The sequence below is a fragment of the Burkholderiaceae bacterium genome (genome assembly GCA_024235995.1).
GTDB lineage: Bacteria > Pseudomonadota > Gammaproteobacteria > Burkholderiales > Burkholderiaceae_C > Ottowia.
Window position 1 is genome coordinate 848,657 of record JACKLI010000001.1, and the last position, 16,775, is coordinate 865,431.

15 protein-coding genes are annotated in these 16,775 nt (G+C 67.7%); 1 reads left to right on the plus strand and 14 read right to left on the minus strand.

Annotation, left to right across the window (positions count from 1 at the left end; genetic code table 11):
• Positions 1-35 precede the first annotated feature (35 nt).
• The 8 genes from H6927_04245 to H6927_04280 all read right to left on the minus strand — a co-directional run bounded on the left by H6927_04245 (position 36) and on the right by H6927_04280 (position 8,594).
• Complete coding sequence (locus tag H6927_04245; protein MCP5217301.1) at positions 36-767, minus strand: SDR family oxidoreductase; 732 nt, start codon at positions 765-767, stop codon at positions 36-38.
• Positions 764-1,576, minus strand: coding sequence for a cyclase family protein (locus tag H6927_04250; GenBank protein MCP5217302.1), 813 nt, complete (start codon positions 1,574-1,576; stop codon positions 764-766). The genes H6927_04245 and H6927_04250 overlap by 4 nt, the downstream gene beginning before the upstream one ends.
• Position 1,577: 1 nt before the next feature.
• A complete protein-coding gene (locus tag H6927_04255; protein ID MCP5217303.1) occupies positions 1,578-2,831 on the minus strand; it encodes an SDR family NAD(P)-dependent oxidoreductase in 1,254 nt (417 codons plus the stop codon).
• Positions 2,828-4,006 (minus strand): thiolase family protein, encoded by a 1,179-nt coding sequence (locus tag H6927_04260; GenBank protein MCP5217304.1) that lies wholly within the window; start codon positions 4,004-4,006, stop codon positions 2,828-2,830. Before H6927_04260 ends, H6927_04255 begins: the two co-directional genes overlap by 4 nt.
• 176 nt (positions 4,007-4,182) lie before the next feature.
• Positions 4,183-5,763 carry an ATP-dependent acyl-CoA ligase gene (locus H6927_04265; protein ID MCP5217305.1) on the minus strand — a complete coding sequence of 527 codons (1,581 nt, stop codon included), beginning with the start codon at positions 5,761-5,763 and terminating at the stop codon, positions 4,183-4,185.
• Positions 5,764-5,770: 7 nt separating this feature from the next.
• The gene (locus H6927_04270) at positions 5,771-6,253 is read right to left on the minus strand and encodes an aromatic-ring-hydroxylating dioxygenase subunit beta (protein MCP5217306.1); all 483 of its coding nucleotides are present in this window, start codon (positions 6,251-6,253) and stop codon (positions 5,771-5,773) included.
• The gene (locus H6927_04275) at positions 6,250-7,593 is read right to left on the minus strand and encodes a Rieske 2Fe-2S domain-containing protein (GenBank protein MCP5217307.1); all 1,344 of its coding nucleotides are present in this window, start codon (positions 7,591-7,593) and stop codon (positions 6,250-6,252) included. Before H6927_04275 ends, H6927_04270 begins: the two co-directional genes overlap by 4 nt.
• Positions 7,594-7,616: 23 nt before the next feature.
• Positions 7,617-8,594, minus strand: coding sequence for an oxidoreductase (locus H6927_04280; GenBank protein MCP5217308.1), 978 nt, complete (start codon positions 8,592-8,594; stop codon positions 7,617-7,619).
• 106 nt (positions 8,595-8,700) lie between these two features.
• Between H6927_04280 and H6927_04285 the strand changes: the two genes are divergently transcribed.
• Positions 8,701-9,288: a winged helix-turn-helix transcriptional regulator gene (locus tag H6927_04285; GenBank protein ID MCP5217309.1), complete on the plus strand. Its 588-nt coding sequence runs from the start codon at positions 8,701-8,703 to the stop codon at positions 9,286-9,288.
• Between the two features lie 171 nt (positions 9,289-9,459).
• On the opposite strand, the gene H6927_04290 is transcribed toward H6927_04285, so the two are convergent.
• From H6927_04290 to H6927_04315, 6 genes are all read right to left on the minus strand, one after another.
• The gene (locus H6927_04290) at positions 9,460-10,470 is read right to left on the minus strand and encodes a molybdopterin-dependent oxidoreductase (GenBank protein ID MCP5217310.1); all 1,011 of its coding nucleotides are present in this window, start codon (positions 10,468-10,470) and stop codon (positions 9,460-9,462) included.
• Positions 10,471-10,478: 8 nt separating this feature from the next.
• The gene (locus H6927_04295; GenBank protein ID MCP5217311.1) at positions 10,479-10,946 is read right to left on the minus strand and encodes a molybdopterin-dependent oxidoreductase; all 468 of its coding nucleotides are present in this window, start codon (positions 10,944-10,946) and stop codon (positions 10,479-10,481) included.
• Positions 10,871-11,422 (minus strand): molybdopterin-dependent oxidoreductase, encoded by a 552-nt coding sequence (locus H6927_04300; GenBank protein ID MCP5217312.1) that lies wholly within the window; start codon positions 11,420-11,422, stop codon positions 10,871-10,873. The genes H6927_04295 and H6927_04300 overlap by 76 nt, the downstream gene beginning before the upstream one ends.
• 40 nt (positions 11,423-11,462) lie before the next feature.
• Positions 11,463-12,872 (minus strand): cytosine permease, encoded by a 1,410-nt coding sequence (locus tag H6927_04305; protein MCP5217313.1) that lies wholly within the window; start codon positions 12,870-12,872, stop codon positions 11,463-11,465.
• A gap of 75 nt (positions 12,873-12,947) precedes the next feature.
• Positions 12,948-14,480 carry an indolepyruvate oxidoreductase subunit beta family protein gene (locus tag H6927_04310; GenBank protein ID MCP5217314.1) on the minus strand — a complete coding sequence of 511 codons (1,533 nt, stop codon included), beginning with the start codon at positions 14,478-14,480 and terminating at the stop codon, positions 12,948-12,950.
• Positions 14,477-16,732 carry an indolepyruvate ferredoxin oxidoreductase subunit alpha gene (locus tag H6927_04315; GenBank protein ID MCP5217315.1) on the minus strand — a complete coding sequence of 752 codons (2,256 nt, stop codon included), beginning with the start codon at positions 16,730-16,732 and terminating at the stop codon, positions 14,477-14,479. Before H6927_04315 ends, H6927_04310 begins: the two co-directional genes overlap by 4 nt.
• Positions 16,733-16,775 lie beyond the last annotated feature (43 nt).

Consider the following 16,775-nt stretch of genomic DNA (forward strand, 5'->3'; position numbering starts at 1 on the left):
GGGGAAGGTCTCCTTGGTGTGGGGGTGGGTAGGGGTCAAATGGTCAGCGTGCCCACGCTGGCGCCGCCGCAGACGTACAGCGTCTGGCCGGTGACGAAGCTGTTGGCAGGGTCGGCAAAGAACATCACGGCGCGGGTCACATCGTCGGGCCGGCCGATGCGGCCCACGGGGATGTTGGCGGCCAGCTTCTGCTCGCGCTCGCTGCCGGCCGGCACCACGTCGTAGAACATGGGGGTCTGGATCGGGCCGGGCGCCACCACGTTGACGGTGATGCCCTTGGGCGCCAGCTCCAGCGCCCAGGTGCGCGCCATGCCGATCATGCCGGCCTTGGTGGCCGAATAGTTGGTGCGCGTGGCCAGACCCAGCGCACCGCGCGAGGACATCAGCACCACGCGGCCGAAGCCGGTCTGCTCCATGCCCGGCAGCACGGCCTGCATCAGCGTGAGCGCGCTGCCCAGGTGGATTTGCGTCAGACCCTGCAGTTCATCCACCGTGGCGTCCTGCAGCAGGTGCGGCCAGATCACGCCGGCGTTGTGGATGAAGTGGCTGATGGCAAAGCGCGCGGCCACATCCCGCGCCGCCTGCGCGGTCGCCGCTGCGTCGAGCAGATCGACGTTGATGGCCGTGAGATTCGGGTGTTGCCACTCGGGCGCGCGCCGCGCCAGGCTGACGACGTGCCAGCCCTCGGCCAGCATGCGCTGGCAGATGTCGGCGCCGATGCCGGCCGAGCCGCCGGTGACGAGGGCGGTGTAACGGGGTTCGCTCATGAAGGGGTTCCTGGGTTGGCCACCAGCGCAAACACGCGCAAGGGGCTGCCGCTGCCATGTTCGATTTTCAGGGGCGCCGCGACGATCAGCGCACCCGTGGGCGGCAACTGTTCCAGATGGGCCAGGCATTGCAATCCGTACTTGCCCGCGCCGTGCATCAGCGTGTGGCAGGGGTAGGGCGGCAGCAGGTGCGCGGCCTGGCCGGCGTCGGTGCCGATGGTCTCGGAGCCGAAACCCAGCACATCGCGCTGCTCGACCAGAAAGCGCACCGCCTCGGCGCTGGGCCCCGGCGTGTGCTGGCCGGTGGCGTCGTAGTTCTGGTAGGCGCGCGCGTCGCGGCGCAGGCTCCAGTGGTGCGACCAGTCGGTGCGCATGAGCACCCAGCTGCCGGCCGGAATGCGCCCGTGCTTCGCCTCGAACGCCTCGATGTCGGCCACGGTCATCAGGTAATCGGCGTTGCGCGCGGCCTGCGCGCTGCAATCGATCACGCAAGCCGGAGCGACGAAGTGCGCGGGCGGCACGGCGTCCACCGCGTTGTTGGCGCGATCGCGCCCGGTGATCCAGTGGATCGGCGCGTCGAAGTGCGTGCCGGTGTGCTCGCTGCACGAGATGTTGTTCCAGTACCAGGCGGCGCCGCGCTCGTCGTAGGCCGAGACCTGCTCGATGCGAAACGGCTGGCACTGGCCCAGCTCGGGCGGCAGGCCGAGGGTGGGGAAGTCGGTGCTGAGGGTGTGCGAGAGATCGACCACGCGCACGCTCCCGCCCTGCAAGGCGGTGGCGAGTTGGCCCAGCGGATGGCTTGGGTTCATATCACTGCCCTCCCGCAGCGAGTTCACGTTCGAGCACCTTGGGGTTGTCGCGCCAGCGCGCCAGCCAGTCCTGCGCGATGTCACCTGGATAGACGTCCTCCACGCCGCCCTGCAGCGCCTTGACGATGGCGCTGGCCACGGCCTGCGGTGCCAGCTTGGGCGGCGGCAGGTTCTGGTTCCATTCGTCGTCGATCGGCCCCGGAAAGACGTTGACCACGCGGATGCCCGCGCCGCGCATCTCGGCGCGCAGGCACTGCGCCAGCGACAGCGCAGCGGCCTTGGAAGCACTGAACGTGCCCTCCGCCGGATAGTTGCTGAGCGCGTAGATCGACAGCAGGTTGACCCAGGCCGTGGCGTGCGCCGCCCCATCGGCCGAGCGCGCCTTGAGCACCGGGCCGAAGGCCTGTGCCAGGCGCAGCAGGCCCAGGTAGTTGACCTCCATCTCCTCGCGCGCCACGTCGGTGCCGCGCCGCCCCGCGATGCCGGCGTTGCGGTGCAGTTCGGCGGTGTTGACGACGATGTCCACCTTGGCGCCGATCAGCGCGGCCAGCTCCTGCACCGAGCGTTCGTCGCGCACGTCCAGATCCACCAGCGTCACCTGCGGCAGCGCGGCCAGCTCGGCAAAGCCTTCGGGCTGCTTCCAGGGCTCGGCCTGGCCGACCCAGATCCGGTCGGCCCCGGCCTTGGCCAGCGCACGGACCACAGCCTGGCCCACGGGCGATTTGCCGTCGGTGACCAGCACCTTGCGGAATTTCGGGTCGCTGGCCATCTCGCGCAGCATCGGGTCGTCCGTCATGTGCTCCGATCCTTTCTCCGGCAAACCAATCAACACCGCCTGGCCGGCGCGGTCCAGCCGCACGCCCACGTGCACACGGGCCGGCGCGGCACCCACCTCGCCGTGCAGGTGCACCATCACGCTGGGGCCGGCGTCCAGCCGCACCATGCCCAGGCGCCAGGGCAGGCGCTCGCGGAAATACAGGTCGTTGCTGTGCGCCAGCGTGGTCTCGGCCAGCAACTCGCCCGCGCCGCTCTGCTCCTGCCAGTGCAGCGCGGGCGACAAACATTGATAGCACGCTTCGCGCGGTGGGTATTGGGTTGCGCCGCAGTCCTGGCATACCTGCAGCACGAAGCGCCCCTCGGCGGCGGCGGCCGTCAGGCCCAGCGCCACGCGCCCGCGCGCGCTGGGCGGCAGGTTGATCTGTGGCGTGCGCAGGATGGGGTTCTTGCGCGGCGGCTTGGCAAACGGCAACGTCATGCAGCGGCCTCCAGGATCGCGGCGCCGGTGCACAGGCAGCGGTCGTAGGTGACCATGCCGAAGCCGCCCACCAGGCCGTAGCGTGCATCGGCCACGCCGCGCGCACCGGCTTGGCCCGTGAGCTGGCGGATGGTTTCGGTCATGCCGATGAAGCCGCCCGCCGCGCCCGCCTGCCCGCACGAGAGCTGGCCGCCGCTGGTGTTCTGTGGGAAGTCGCCCGCATGCGTCAGGTCGTGCGAACGCACGAAGTCGGGGCCTTCGCCCTTGGCGCAAAAGCCCAGGTCCTCGAACTGCATCATCACGATGACCGGGTAGTCGTCGTAGGTCTGCATCACGCCGATATCACGCGGCTGGATGGCGGCCTGTGCATACAGGTCATCGCGGTCCATGGCCCAGCCGCCGCAGACCATGACCGGGTCGCTGCTGTAGGCGTTGTGCCGTTCGATCGCGCCGCGCAGCAGCACGTGCGGCAGGCCCAGATCGCGCGCGCGCTCGGGCGCCATGACGAGGAAGGCTTCGGCGCCGGCGCAGGGCATCACGCAGTCGAACAGGTGGATCGGGTCGGACACCGGTCGCGCCGCCATGTACTCGTCGAGCGTCAGCGGCTTCTTGAACAGGGCGTTGGGGTTGCCCAGGGCATTCGTGCGCTGCGCCACCGCGATGCGGCCGAAGTCCTCACGCCGCGCGCCGTACCGGCGCATGTAGTGCGCGGTGATGAAGGCGAACATCGAGTTGGGTCCGCCCGCGCCGTAGGGGTAGCTGGCGTCGCGCGCGAAATGGCTGAAGGCGCCCAGTGTCTGGCGAAACGAATCGACGTGGTTGGTGTCGCCCGCCACGCAGGCCACCACCTCGGCGTCGCCGCACTGCACCGCGCGCGCGGCCCGGCGCAGCGCCATCACGCCCGAGGCGCCGCCGGTGGGAATGTGGTCGAGCCAGCGCGGCGACAGGCCCAGGTGCTGCGTCACGCCCACGGCGGTGTCGGGCGCCAGCGAGAAGCTGCTGACCGTCAGGCCGTCGATGCGCTCCTTGGCCAGGCCCGAGCCCTGCACCAGCGCCCGAACGGCTTGGCCGACGTACCAGTGCGCGCCCTTGGTGGTGTAGCGCTCGTACGGCACCGTGACCGGCATGGCGAGCGCCACGCCTTCGTAGCCCTTGCGCTGAAGATAGGTTGTCATCTCAGTGATCCATGGCGCTGAGCGCCACCCGCAAGGCATGAAACTGGCGCACCCCAAGCCAGGGCCGCCGTGCAAGGGCCGCCCCGCCGCACGGGCGGCGTCCCCCTGCCCGCAGCGCGCAGCGCTGCGAGAGCGGGGGGAAGCGGCGCAGCCGCTCAGGGGGGTGTCGTTTCATCTCAGCGCTTGACCTTGATGCCGGCCGCCTCGCGGTCCCAGGTGGCGGGGGTGCGGCCGCGCTCGCGCAGCTTGAATTTCTGCACCTTGCCGTTTTCGGTGGTGGGCAGTTCCTTCATGAATTCGAGAAAGCGCGGCACGGCAAAGTAGGCCATGCGCGGCTCGCAAAAGCGGATCAGCTCGACCGGATCGAGCGTCATGCCTTCGCGTGGCACGAGCGCGGCCATCACCTCGTCCTCGGCCAGCTCGCTCTGCACGGGGAAGACGGCCGCCAGCGCAACCGCCGGGTGGCTGAGCAGCACCTGCTCGACCTCGTAGGAGGAGATGTTCTCGCCCCGGCGGCGGATCGCGTCCTTCAGGCGATCGAGGAAGATGTAGAAGCCGTCGGCATCACGCACCACGCGGTCGCCGGTATGAAACCACAGATTGCGCCAGGCTTCCACGGTCTTGTTGGGCATGCCGAAGTAGCCTGAGGCGAAGGCGAACGGCTCGTCGGCGCGCAGCAGCAGTTCGCCCGGCGTGCCGTCGGGCACGGCCTCGTCCCATTCGTCGGCTACGCGCGCCTGAAAGCCGGGCACCAGACGGCCCATGCTGCCGGGTTTTTGCTCGGCGTCGAGCCCGATGACGAAGTTGCTTTCAGTCGAGCCGTAGCCGTCGAGCAGCGCCATGCCGAAGCGCTGGCTGAAGATGTCGTGAAAACGCGTGGGGATGGCCGGCGCCAGTGCGATGCGGACTTGGTGCGCGCGGTCGTCGGGCGACGGATCGCGAGACAGCAGGATCGGCACCATGGCGCCGAGCACGTAGGTGACGGTGGCCTGGTGGCGCACCAGCGCGGCCCAGAAGTCGGACGCGGAAAAACGCGGCTCGACCACCAGCGTCGAGCCGGTCAGCAGCGCCTGGAAGAAGGCGTTCAGTGCGTTGGTGTGGAACAGCGGCAGCGTGGTCAGCAGCACGTCGCCGTCGCGCAGGCCCAGCAGCTCGGCGGAATAGCGGGCCCACCAGTAGTACTGCGCGTGCGGGCAGCACACCCCTTTCGAGAGGCCGGTCGTGCCCGAGGTGTAGAGGATGGCGAGCGTGTCACCGGGCTGGATCGCCGCGGCTTCAGCCAGCGTGTCGCCGAGCGCGGGCATCGGCTCGACGCCCCCGGCGTCCGACGCGTCGACGCTCCAGACGCGTTCCAGCGGCAACGCCGCGCGATCTTCCAGCCCCGCCAGGGCCGGCAGCGTGCCCGCCTCGCCGACGAACAGGCGCGCGCCCGAGTTGCTGAGGATGTGGCGCAGGTTGACGCCGCGCGCGGCGGTGTTGATGGGCACCGTAACGGCGCCGATCCAGGCGCAGCCGAGAAAGACCTGCAAGAACTCGGGGCGGTTGCCGACCATCAGCGCCACGCGGTCGCCCGCGCGGATACCGTGGGCCTGCAGCAGCGCGCCCATCGCGCGCGCGGTGCGCAGCGCATCGGCATAGCGCCAGCGGCTGTCGCCGGCCACCAGCAAGGTGCGATCGGCAAAGCGCTCGCACTGGTGCGCGAGCATCGCCGGCAGCGTGCGTGCCGCAGGATCGAAGCGGGCAATGGCGTCGCTCATGGATGGCTTACATGAAACACTGGATGTTGGGCAGGGCCGCGTCGCAGTTGACCAGATCCACGCGCTTGAGCTTGATGCGCAATTGGCCGTCGACCACCACCAGCTCATGCGTCGCCCAGGCGGCGAGCAGCAACTGGTCGTCCTGGCGGGTTTCGACGAAATGGAATGCCGTGCGCAGCGTGTAGCGCCCGGCGGCATGGTCGCGCGAGACGATGCGCGGCGCCTGCAGCAAATGATGGCTGCGGGTGTGCGGCTGCTGCGAGAAGGTGCGCTTGCCGAAAAAGCGCTCGACGCGGATCTTCAGCAGCAGCTTGTCCTCGTACATCAGCGAACCCTGCAGGATGGGATCGGTCTGGCCGTGCGTGAGCGGCATCCAGTAGTGCCCATCGTCGCTGAACAGCGCCTCCCACTCGTTGAGCTGCTGCGCGTCGATGAGGTCGGCTTCCTGGTAGACGAAGTCGATCAGTTGGCTGTCGGTGACCGTGCTCATGCTGCGCTCCCTTCGCTCTTCTGCTCCATGCTGACGGTCATGAAATGCGCCCAGGCACGCATCTGGTTGCGCATCTGCAGCTCGTTGGTGCCGTTGGTCTCGAAGTGCGCCTCGTTGCGCGGTTCCTTCGGATCGTACGAACGGTACAAATTCATCCAGTCGCGGCCGCGGCTCTTGAGCGCCTCCTGCGCGCGCTCGTAGACCTCGGTGTCGTCGTGCGCGACGACCGAGGTCGGCGCGTTGATCAGGCGGTTGTACATCAGCGTGCGCTCGAGCAGTTTGTCGGGTGCACCCACGAGTCGGAAGGTCCAGGATTCCACCAGCGTCTTGTCCACCGCAATCGGCTTGAAGATGCGCATGGTCTGGATCGGCCCCTTCATCGTCAGGTTGGGAAACAGGATGGTGTTGTGCCTGGCCTCGCCCAGGATGGCCTTGGTGCGCTCCTCGCCATAGGCTGCCACCATGGCTTCCGTGTAGCCCGGGATACCCGAATAGTCCGAGTGGATCGAGCGGCCCACGCCGTCATGGCCGTGACCGTTGGGCCAGACGCGCAGACCCGATTCATCGAAGAACTCGTAGGAGCTGACGAAGGGCGTGAACACCTCGACCGCCATCGGCTTGGGCGTGCCGGCGGGGACCTGGCTCCAGGTCGATGCCGCGGTGCCGGCCGACGATTCATGCACCACCATCGGGTGGGTGGTGTCGGTCTGGTTGTCCACCAGCATCTTCCAGTTGCAGCGGTTGATGTAGCGCAGCACGCCGCCGACGACTTCGAGCTTTCCCTGGGGCGAGCGGTCGACCATGAAGTCGATGGTCGAGAGCGACTGGCCGAAGTAATCTTCGAACGAGATGCCCTCGGGGTTCAGGCGGCAGAAGACGAAGTCACGGTAGACATGCACGGCCTGCACCGCGGCCATGCCGCCGCTGGCCTCGCAGCAGTCGAAGCCGGTGTTCTCGTAGCCCTTCTTGAGCGGGATCGACAGCAGCGAGCCGTCGGTCTTGAAGGTCCAGGCGTGGTAGGGGCAGCGGAAGAACTTGCCGGTGTTGCCGCAGGCCTCGGCCGCCACTTTCACGCCCTTGTGCGGACAGCGGTTGAACAGCACGCGGATGCTGTCGTCGGTGTGGCGCACCATGACGACGGGCTCGGTGCCGACGGTGGTGGTGTAGAAGTCGCCCTTCTTGGGCACCTGGCTGGCGTGGCCCACATAGACCCAGGTGTTGGCGAACAGGTGTTCCATCTCGAGCTCGAACAGCTCGGGATCGACGTAGGTGTCCTTGTGGACTTCGGCTTCGCGCACCAGCGCGCGAATGGCGGCGGGGTTGTCGGTGTAGCGTCCCATGGGTGTCTCCTTGCAGTGGCGGTCTATGCGTCGAGCACCAGCCGGGGCGACTTGGCGCGCGAGATGCAGGTCTGGATGAGTTGGTTGGACGCCCTTTCGGCATCGCTCAGGAAGTAGTCGCGGTGGTCGGGCACGCCCTCCAGCACGGTGGCCTGGCACACGCCGCATTCGCCGCGGCGGCAGTCGAACATCGGATCGCAGCCGGCGGCCTCCATCACCTCCAGGATGGTCTTGTCGGCCGGCACCTGCAGCACCTTGCCGGACTGGCGCAGTTCCAGCTCGAACGCGCCATCGCCCTTTTGCGACGTGGCCTCGACGAACAGCTCGATGTGGATGTGCTCCTTGGTCCAGCCGCGCACCGTGGCGGCGGCGATGGCGGCGTCGATCATGCCCTTGGGCCCGCAGATGTACAGCGGCTGCGTTGGGCGGCAGCCGTCAAGCAGGGCCGCCAGGTCCAGGCGCGTGGCGGCCTCGTCGTCGGCGTGCAGGTGCAGGGCGTCGCCGCACAAGGCCTTCAGCTCGTCCAGCAGGGCGAACTGGTCGCGGCTGCGGCTGCTGTAGTGCAGCACGAAAGGGCGCTGCTGCGCCGTGAGCGCGGCGGCGTGGCTGGCGATGGGCGTGATACCGATGCCGCCGGCGATCAGCACGGCGGGGGCTTCGCCGGCCTGGGCTGCGTGCAAGGGGAATTCGTTGCGCGGTTCGCCCACGGTGACGGCGTCACCCACCTTCAACTGGTGCATCCAGGTTGAGCCGCCGCGGCTTGGCTCCTCGCGGCGCACGGCGATCCAGTGGCTGCGCGGGGCGGCATCCAGCACCTCGGCGGACGAGAGCTGAACGATGGAGTAGCAGCGCCGCTCGGGCAGGCCCGGCACCATGACCTGCAGGTGCGCCCCCGAGGCCAGCGGCGCCAGCGCCTGCCCCTGCGGGTGGGCCAGGCGGATGCGGCGGATCAGTGGCGTCTCGGTGCGCACTTCGGAGACGATGAGGGTGGAGCCGGTCATGGTCGGGTTGTTGAAGTCGGTGGGGGCCGGTGGGTGCAGGAAAGCCCGCTTCTCGATGGCCTGATGGTCAATGTAGAAATAATTGATTTAGATGTCAACTACATTCATGAAAATTCATGCAAATACAAGGGAAAACCCCAGTCCACGTGCGATCAAGCCCGGTTTCGATGGCGGCCCGCGCTATGCTCGGACGGTGACCCAACGATCCTTCCGTGCCAATGCCCAGCCCCCGGCGACGTCTCCAGAGCCCGCCCGTTTCATCGACGGCTACCTGGCCTATCTGCTGGCGCAGGCAAGCCATCGGATTTCGGGGGAGTTCCACCGCGAGGTCGAGGCGGCCGGCCTGTCGGTGACCGAATGGCGCGTATTGGCGAGCCTGGCGGACGGCGCGCGCGAAACCATCGGCACCCTGAGCCAGTTGACCCTCACCAAGCAGCCGACGCTCAGCAAGATCGTGCAGCGCATGGAGCGCCAGGGCCTGGTGATGCGCGGCAACATGGCGTCGGACAGGCGCCAGACGCTGGTGGCGCTGACCCCGCAAGGACAGAAAGTGGCCCGGCGGCACCTGCGGCGCGCGCTCGGCCACCAGGCGCAGGTTCTGCAGTCCATCGACTCGCAGGAAGCGCAGTGGCTGATCGGCGCGCTGCATCGCCTGATGCAGTTGCCGCCGGGGCCGGATTCCAGCGCCGGATAACAGCGGGCGGCGGATGGCGCGCCCCAGGCTTTCTGCGCGTAGGCGCGCTCCGCGGCTTGGCCGCGCTACACGGGGTGATGGGCGTGGGGCGGGTTACAGCATCCCGCTGCGGCTCAGGGCTGCGACTTCTTTATGACCCATACGAGATCGGCATGCCCATCTGGAGGGCTGCTATTCGCCGGAAAAATGGGGCAGGTCAAACGCCGTGACACGGGGCGGATTCGCAAATTCCTCGACCTGCATCAACACCGTCTGCGCCACCGATCCTTGCCCTAGGCGCGATGTGCCCTTATCCAGCATCACGACGTTGGGGTTGCCATGCTTTTCCAGTGAAGCCGCGGCGCCCGGCTCTTCCGGGTCGAACCACGCCCCGGTCGGCACCTGCGCCACACCGTTCATCAGGCCGTCGTTGACACGCGCCGATGCGACAAATGCCCCGCGGTCGTTGTAGACCTTGATGCTATCGCCATCCCCAATGCTGCGCACGGCGGCATCGCGCGGCGAGAGATTCAGCACCTTGCGGCCGTCGCGTTTGAATTGAACGCTGACCTCGCTGGGGTCCAGCTGGCTGTGAAGTTTGCCGGCGGGCTGGTGCGACAGAAGATGCAGCGGGAACTCCTTGGCTTTGGCGCCGCCGAGCCATTCCGCCGGCTCCAGCCAGGTCGGGTGCGGCGGGCAATCTTCATAGTCGTATTCCGCGATGCGCTGGGAAAAGAGTTCGATCTTTCCAGAGGGCGTCTTGAGGGGATGTGCCGTAGGATCGGCGCGGAACTCGGACAGCATCACCGGCTCCAGGGAATTCCCGTCGGACGGAAACTCGTACGACCCCTGCTCCCAGAACGTGTCGAAGTCCGGTGGCGCATAACCCAGCTCGATCGCCTTGGCGCGGGCCGGCTCGTACATGTGGCGCAGCCACTGCATTTCGCTGCGCCCTTCCGTGTACGCTTCCTTGAAGCCCATCCGTTCCGACAGTTCCGCGAAGACATCGAGGTCGTTGCGCGATTGAGCCACGGGCGGGATGACCTGATGCATGGCCGCCCAGTGCCGTTGCAACTCGGCCGCCATGATGTCGTTGCGCTCCATGGTGGTCGTCGCCGGCAAGACGACATCGGCATATTTGGCGGGAGGATTCCACCACGGTTCATGCACCACCACGAAGTCCGGCTGTCGCCAGGCGCGCACGTACCGGTTCAGGTTGGAGTTGTGATGGAACGGGTGCCGCAACCGGGCTCGCCAATGCGGCCCAGCAGGCTGGCCAGCGCGATGGTCATCCACACCGGCTGCTCACCATGATCCACCCGCTGCACCGCCCAGGCCGTGGTGATCAGCGTTTTTTTCGCCGCCATGCGGCGGGCAAGGCCACGAATCGTGTCCGCACCGACGCCGCAAATGCGGGAGGCCCACGCGGCATCCTTGGGCACCCCGTCGGCCTCGCCCATCAAATAACGCCGAAACGGTTTGAAGCCCTCGCAATAGAGCGCCAGAAATCGTTTGTCATGCAGGTCTTCGCTCACCAGCACATGGGCGAGTCCGAGCATCATCGCCGTATCCGTGTTGGGCACGATGGGAAGCCAATCGGCTTTCAGCAGGTCGGGAGTGTTATCACGGGCCGGGCTGATGTTGATGAACTCAACCTTCGAGCGCACGATACGTTCCATCCACTGCTGCGCCTCGTGCATCGCCGCGCCACCGGAGTCGATTTGCATGTTTTGGCGTGAGCGCCGCCGAACATCACGACCAGCTCGGTGTGCTCGGCAATATGCACCCATGGAACCGCCATCAAGGTGACGCTCGACGAGCCGATCACATAAGGTGCGATGTGCATCGCCGAGCCAAAGCTGTGATTGCCGCGTTTGTCGACGTAGCCCCCAAACAACCCAAAAAATCGCTTCAAAACGCTGGGGGCGTGGTGCAGCCGGCCCGCGCTCGCCCAGCCGTAGGAGCCGCCGTAAATGGCTTCATTGCCAAACTCGGATTTCACCCGACGCAGACCTCCTTCCACCAGGTTCATCGCCGTCTCCCAGCTGACTGGGACGAACGGCTCCGACCCCCGCCCGGCCCGAGACGCTTCTCTGCGCTTCAGATAGCCGGACCGGACGTGTGGCTGCCCTATCCGCAGTGGACTGCGCACCATTTGAGGCAATGCGTGAATCAGGGCGGGTGGCCCGTCGCGATCAGAGCCTGCCGCCAGACCCCAGACGCAGGATGGGATACAGCACCACGCTGATCGGCAGCGACGTGAAGAACTCGATCGGCATGTTCTTGTTGAGCACGTAGTGCGCCAGAACGAAGGCGACGAATACGGTGATCACGCCCGACCAGTTGACCTGCGGTGTCTTGGCCGCGCCATGGCCGCTGGCGCGCTGCCTCGGTTTGACGATGAAGTAGTCGGCGAGCATCACGCCAACGAAGCAGGTGGTGAAGATGCCGAGGATCGTCAGGAACGACTGGACCCAATTGAGAATGGCGCCGACGAGCAGCAGGCAGCCGATCAGGTTGGCCAGGATGACGAACGCGATGCGCCCCGGGCGCCACCCAAAGAGGGCGTCGAAGAAGGCCGTCAGCGAGAGCGACGCGCTGTAGGTATTGAGCACCTGCGCCTTGGACTGGGCCAGCACCATCAGGATGGTGCCGATGACGCCGCCGAAGATGATGAACGCGGCCGCCACGCTGTCCGGGCTCTGCAGCGCGATCTGCTGCGCGGCCTCCTTGGCCATGTGGCCCACCGTGACGTGGTATTGGATGATCTGTCCCATGCCGGCGTACATGACGATGCCGCCGATGCCGAGCATCAGGATGTCCATGGCGATGTTGCCCAGGAAGGCCGCGATGCCGATGTCGCGCGAGGTGCGGGCGTAGCGCCCCAGATCGGCGTCCACCAGCGCCAGGGCGCCGGCCGAGCCGATCAGCACATTGACCGCGAAGGCGAACTTGCCGGCTTCGGTGCTCGCTCCCATGCCCGCCAGAACCTCGGGGGGCATCTGCGTCCCATACTGCATCACATCACGCCACGATTGGCCCGACGTCACGATGACGTCAACCACCATGTAGATCAGCACCGCCAGAAAGCCGATCAGCATCCATGATGCAAACCGGGTCACAAGGCTGAAGCCAAAGGCCGTGAGCAGGATCCAGGCGATCGTCAGGAGGCCGTAGATGATGATCTGGTTCGCCAGGGTGTCCTGGAGTTGGAAATAGAACAAGAACCCCTTGTACAGAAGGGCGTTCTCCAGCGCCAGGAAGCCAATGATCATGAAACCGTAGACGGCGGCGATCAGCAGCGAGCCACGCACGCCGAACCCGTGCTCGCGCGACATCACGCTGCTCGACAGCCCCGTGCGGTAGGCGATGTGCCCCGCACCCCAGCCGAGCAAGCCGCCGATGAGGGTCACCAGGACGCCGGCCAGCAGGCCGAGCTTGAGGCCGGCCACGAAAGTGACCAGCGCCCCGATGAACAACTGGATGAGGGTGGTGACGATGCCCGCCGTTCCCCAGGTGATCTGCAACCAGTTCTGCCGATGATCTTCAGGGACGGACTCGAGTGCATGGTCCTCCATGCGGTCCGCGACCAGTGCTTCTGCCATGGTGATGTCTCCTGGTGGTTTGATGACAGTCTTCAACGGGGAGTCACAAGGCACGCAGCCTTGTGTGCGCGGTGGCTACGCGGGCACCTTCGTTCGCAGGCCGAGCTCAGACTCGCACTCCCCCAGCGCCTTGCCTTTCGGGTCGAGCGCCGCCGCCGCGCGCAGGCTCGCCAGGCGGGCGGCAGCCTCGGGCTGGCCGCTCAACTGGGGGACGGCATACATCAGGCGGTCGAACTTGCCCGTACCACGCGTATGCGTGTCGCTGTAGCCCTTGATGAGCTGACGGCAGCGCAACACCTCGGTGGCCAGGGCGGCGTCGCCCGTCTCCAACGCTTTCTCGGCCACGGCCAGCCAGGCTTGCGTGTGCGCCACTTCCTCGGCGTGGCGGCGGTTGCCGCGGCGCCAGCGCGCCAGGCCGGCCACCAGGTGCAGTTGCAGATGGCCTTTGAAGGTGTGCGTCTGGATGCGCCGGCCTTTGTTCAGGCGCGGGGCCAGCCAGCCCTTCAGGCGGGGCGAGCGGTCCAGCCAGTCGGCCCAGCCGGCCGGCAGCAGGCCCATGGCTTCTTCCAGGCGCGGGTGGAAATATTCCTCCATGCCCACCACGTCATCGGCCTTGCCGCCCACCTCGCCGCGAATGCGTGTGAAACGCTCCGCGCGGGTTTTCAGTTCGGCCACACGGATCACGTCGTCGTAGGACATGGCCACCGCGATCCAGTGCGCGGCGGCCACCGTCAGTTCGGCGCTGGCGGGGGCCGGATCGCGCTTGGCAAAGCGCGCGACCTGGTCCAGGTATTCGCGGCCGTAGTCGGCGTCCTGCCAGTCCGCCACGCGGGCCAGGCCTTCGCCCAGCCAGGGCCAAGCCGCCGGCGGGAACTCGGTGCGGATGCGCGCCAGCAGCGGCGCCAGGGCCGGGCTGGCGGCCTTGTCGGGCAGCGGGCGCGGGGCGGTCTTCATGGCCTCGGCCTTGGCCGCCAGCGCGGGCGGCGTGGGGCGAGTGCGGGCCAGCTCGGCGCCGGCGCGCAGGGCGTTCAGGCTGGCCTGCACGCCCTTGCCGCCGCGCTCGACCACCTGCTCAAAGGCCTGCTGCCGAAACGGCAGCACGTCGCAGGCGGCCAAGGCCCCGAACAAGGGCGCGGAGATGACGGTGCCATGGTCCACCGCCAGTTGCTGCATGTCATCGGCCACCGTGCGGCGCGCGGCCTTGCGCACCAGCGCCAGCACGGCGGCGCTGTCGGCGGCGCCGTCGCCTGGCACCACTTTTTCCTGCACGGCAAAGGTGCGGTGGGTGCTGGTGATGACGGTGGTGCGGTTGGGCGTGACCAGGCCGCGCGCCACGGCGCGGCCGGCTTCCATCAGCTCGGCGGCGATCAGGATGTCCACCTCGCCGGGCACGGCCATCTGCGCCAGCACCGGGGTCTGGCCCGGCGTGGGCTCGACCAGCTCGATGTAGTAGATGGTGGCGCCGGTGCGCTGGGCCACGCCGGCCACCGAGGTGGCCTGCGCCGTCCAGCCGGCGTCTTCAGCCAGGGTGGTGATCCAGTCTTCCAGCACGCCGCCGCCCTGGCCGCCCAGGGCCATGATGGCGATGGTGATCATGCGGGGCTTCATGCGCGCACCTCGTCGATGGTTGGGGCGTAGAGCTGGCGCGCGGCGCGCTGGCGCTCGCGGCGGCCCTGCAGCCAGCCGACGGCGCCGCGGCGCAGGCCGGCCAGCCAGCGGTCCCAGCTGCTGGGGTTGTTGACCTTGTGCGCCTTGTAGAACGATGGGCACAGCACGGCGGCATCGGCCACCTCGCCGCAGTGGCCGCAGGCCACGCAGGCTTCGTCCACGCTGGCCACCGGGTCGGGCTTGAGCGCGTCGCCGCTGGGCGCCAGCGTCAGGCTGGGGCAGCCCGACACGCGCATGCAGGCGTGGTCGCCCGAGCACACCGCCGCGTCGACGCCGAAGCGCTCCTTGAGCACGCGCTCGCCCTGCTTGATGGCCAGGGCCTTTTGTGGTTTTTCGCGGCGCTGGCGGTTGAGCATGCATTCGCTTTGCGCGATCACCACCTTGGGGCCGGGCTCGGTGGAGGTCAGGGCCTCGTGCAGCGCCTGCTTCATGCGGCCCACGTCGTAGGTGCGGTCGATCAGCCGCACCCAGTTCACGCCCACGCCGCGCACCGCCTGCTCGATGGGGTGCTGGGTGCTGCGGTTGGGATTGGTGTTGCGCGAGGAGGGGATGTCCTGCCCGCCGGTGGCCGCCGAGTAGTTGTTGTCGACGATGACGAAGACGTTGTTCTGCTGGTTGAACACCGCGTTGGCGATGCCGGACGTGAGGCCGTTGTGCCAGAAGCCGCCGTCGCCCATGAAGGCCACCGCCTTCTTGCTGGCGCCCAACTGGCCGCCGGCGTTGAAGGCCGAGGCGCTGGAGCCGCCCAGGCCATAGCCCATGGTGGTGGCGCCGATCTCGAACGGCGGCATGATCTGGAACAGGTGGCAGCCGATGTCCGATGACACGTGGTGCACGCCCAGCTCCTGCTCCGCCAGCTTGTAGGCCGAGAAGATGGGCCGCTCGGGGCAGCCCACGCACAGGCCCGGTGGGCGCGGCGGCAGCAGCTTGCCGATGGCGGCGGCCACCTCGGGCACCTCAGCCACTTCGGCGGCGGCGGGCGCGGCCGGCATGGGCGTGATGGCGCCCTCGTCCTTGCGCCGCGACACGGTTTGCGTCACCTTGCTGCCCAGCGCGTCGGGGCGGTGGCGCTCGAAGAAGCCGCGCAGGCCCTTGCGCAGCGCGTCCACGCTGTAGTCGCCGCCCATGGGCAGCACGTCCTTGCCGTGCACGGTGGTGGGCAGGCCGTGGCGGCCCAGGATGGTGTTCAGGTGCTGCTCGTGGTAGTCGGGCTGGCCTTCCTCCACCATCAGCACCGCCTTCTTGCCCTGGCAAAAGCGGATGACCTCGTCTTCGACCAGCGGGTAGGCCACGTTCAGGATGTACAGCGGCACGCGCGAGGTGCCGAACAGGTCGGCCAAGTCGAGCTGCATCAGCGCGCGCAGCGTGTTGTTGCTCATGCCGCCCAGCATGATCACGCCCACGTCGTCCAGGCTGCCGTCGCCGTCCTGGAATTCGTTGAGGTGGTGCTCCTGGATGAACTTGACGGCGGCAGGCCAGCGCTGCTCGATCTTTTCCTTCTCGTGCAGAAAGGACGCCGGCGGCAGCACGATGCGGTTGACATCGCGTCGCGGATTTTCCAGCGCCTGCTTGAGCGTGAAGGTTGGCGGCTGGTTGGCCTGCGTGACGAAGCTGCCGTGCAGGTGGCAGGAGCGGATGCGCAGCTCCAGCATCACCGGGGTGTTGCTGGCCTCGGACAGGGCAAAACCGTCGTGCACCGCCTTGACGATGGCCGGCAGGTTGGGCTGCGGGTCGAGCAGCCACATCTGCGACTTCATGGCGAAGGCGTGGGTGCGCTCCTGCATGATGGACGAGCCCTCGCCGTAGTCCTCGCCCACGATGATCAGCGCGCCGCCCAGCACCCCGCCCGAGGCCAGGTTGGCCAGCGCGTCGGAGGCCACGTTGGTGCCCACGGTGGACTTCCACGTCACCGCGCCGCGCACCGGGTAGTTGACCGAGGCCGACAGGGCGGCCGCCGCCGCCGCCTCGCTGGCCGCCGGCTCGAAATACACGCCCAGCTCCTTCAAAATCGGCTGGGCGTCGGCCAGCACGTCCATCAGGTGCGAGATGGGCGAGCCCTGGTAGCCCGTGACGTAGCCCACGCCAGCTTCCAGCAGGGCCTTGGTGACGGCCAGGATGCCCTCGCCTCGAAACACCGTGCCTGCGGGCACCTTCAGTTGCTCGACCTCTTGCACAAACGAGCGTTCCGCCATTTCACTTCTCCTTGGCCTGGGCGATGCGTTGATGCCGCAGGCT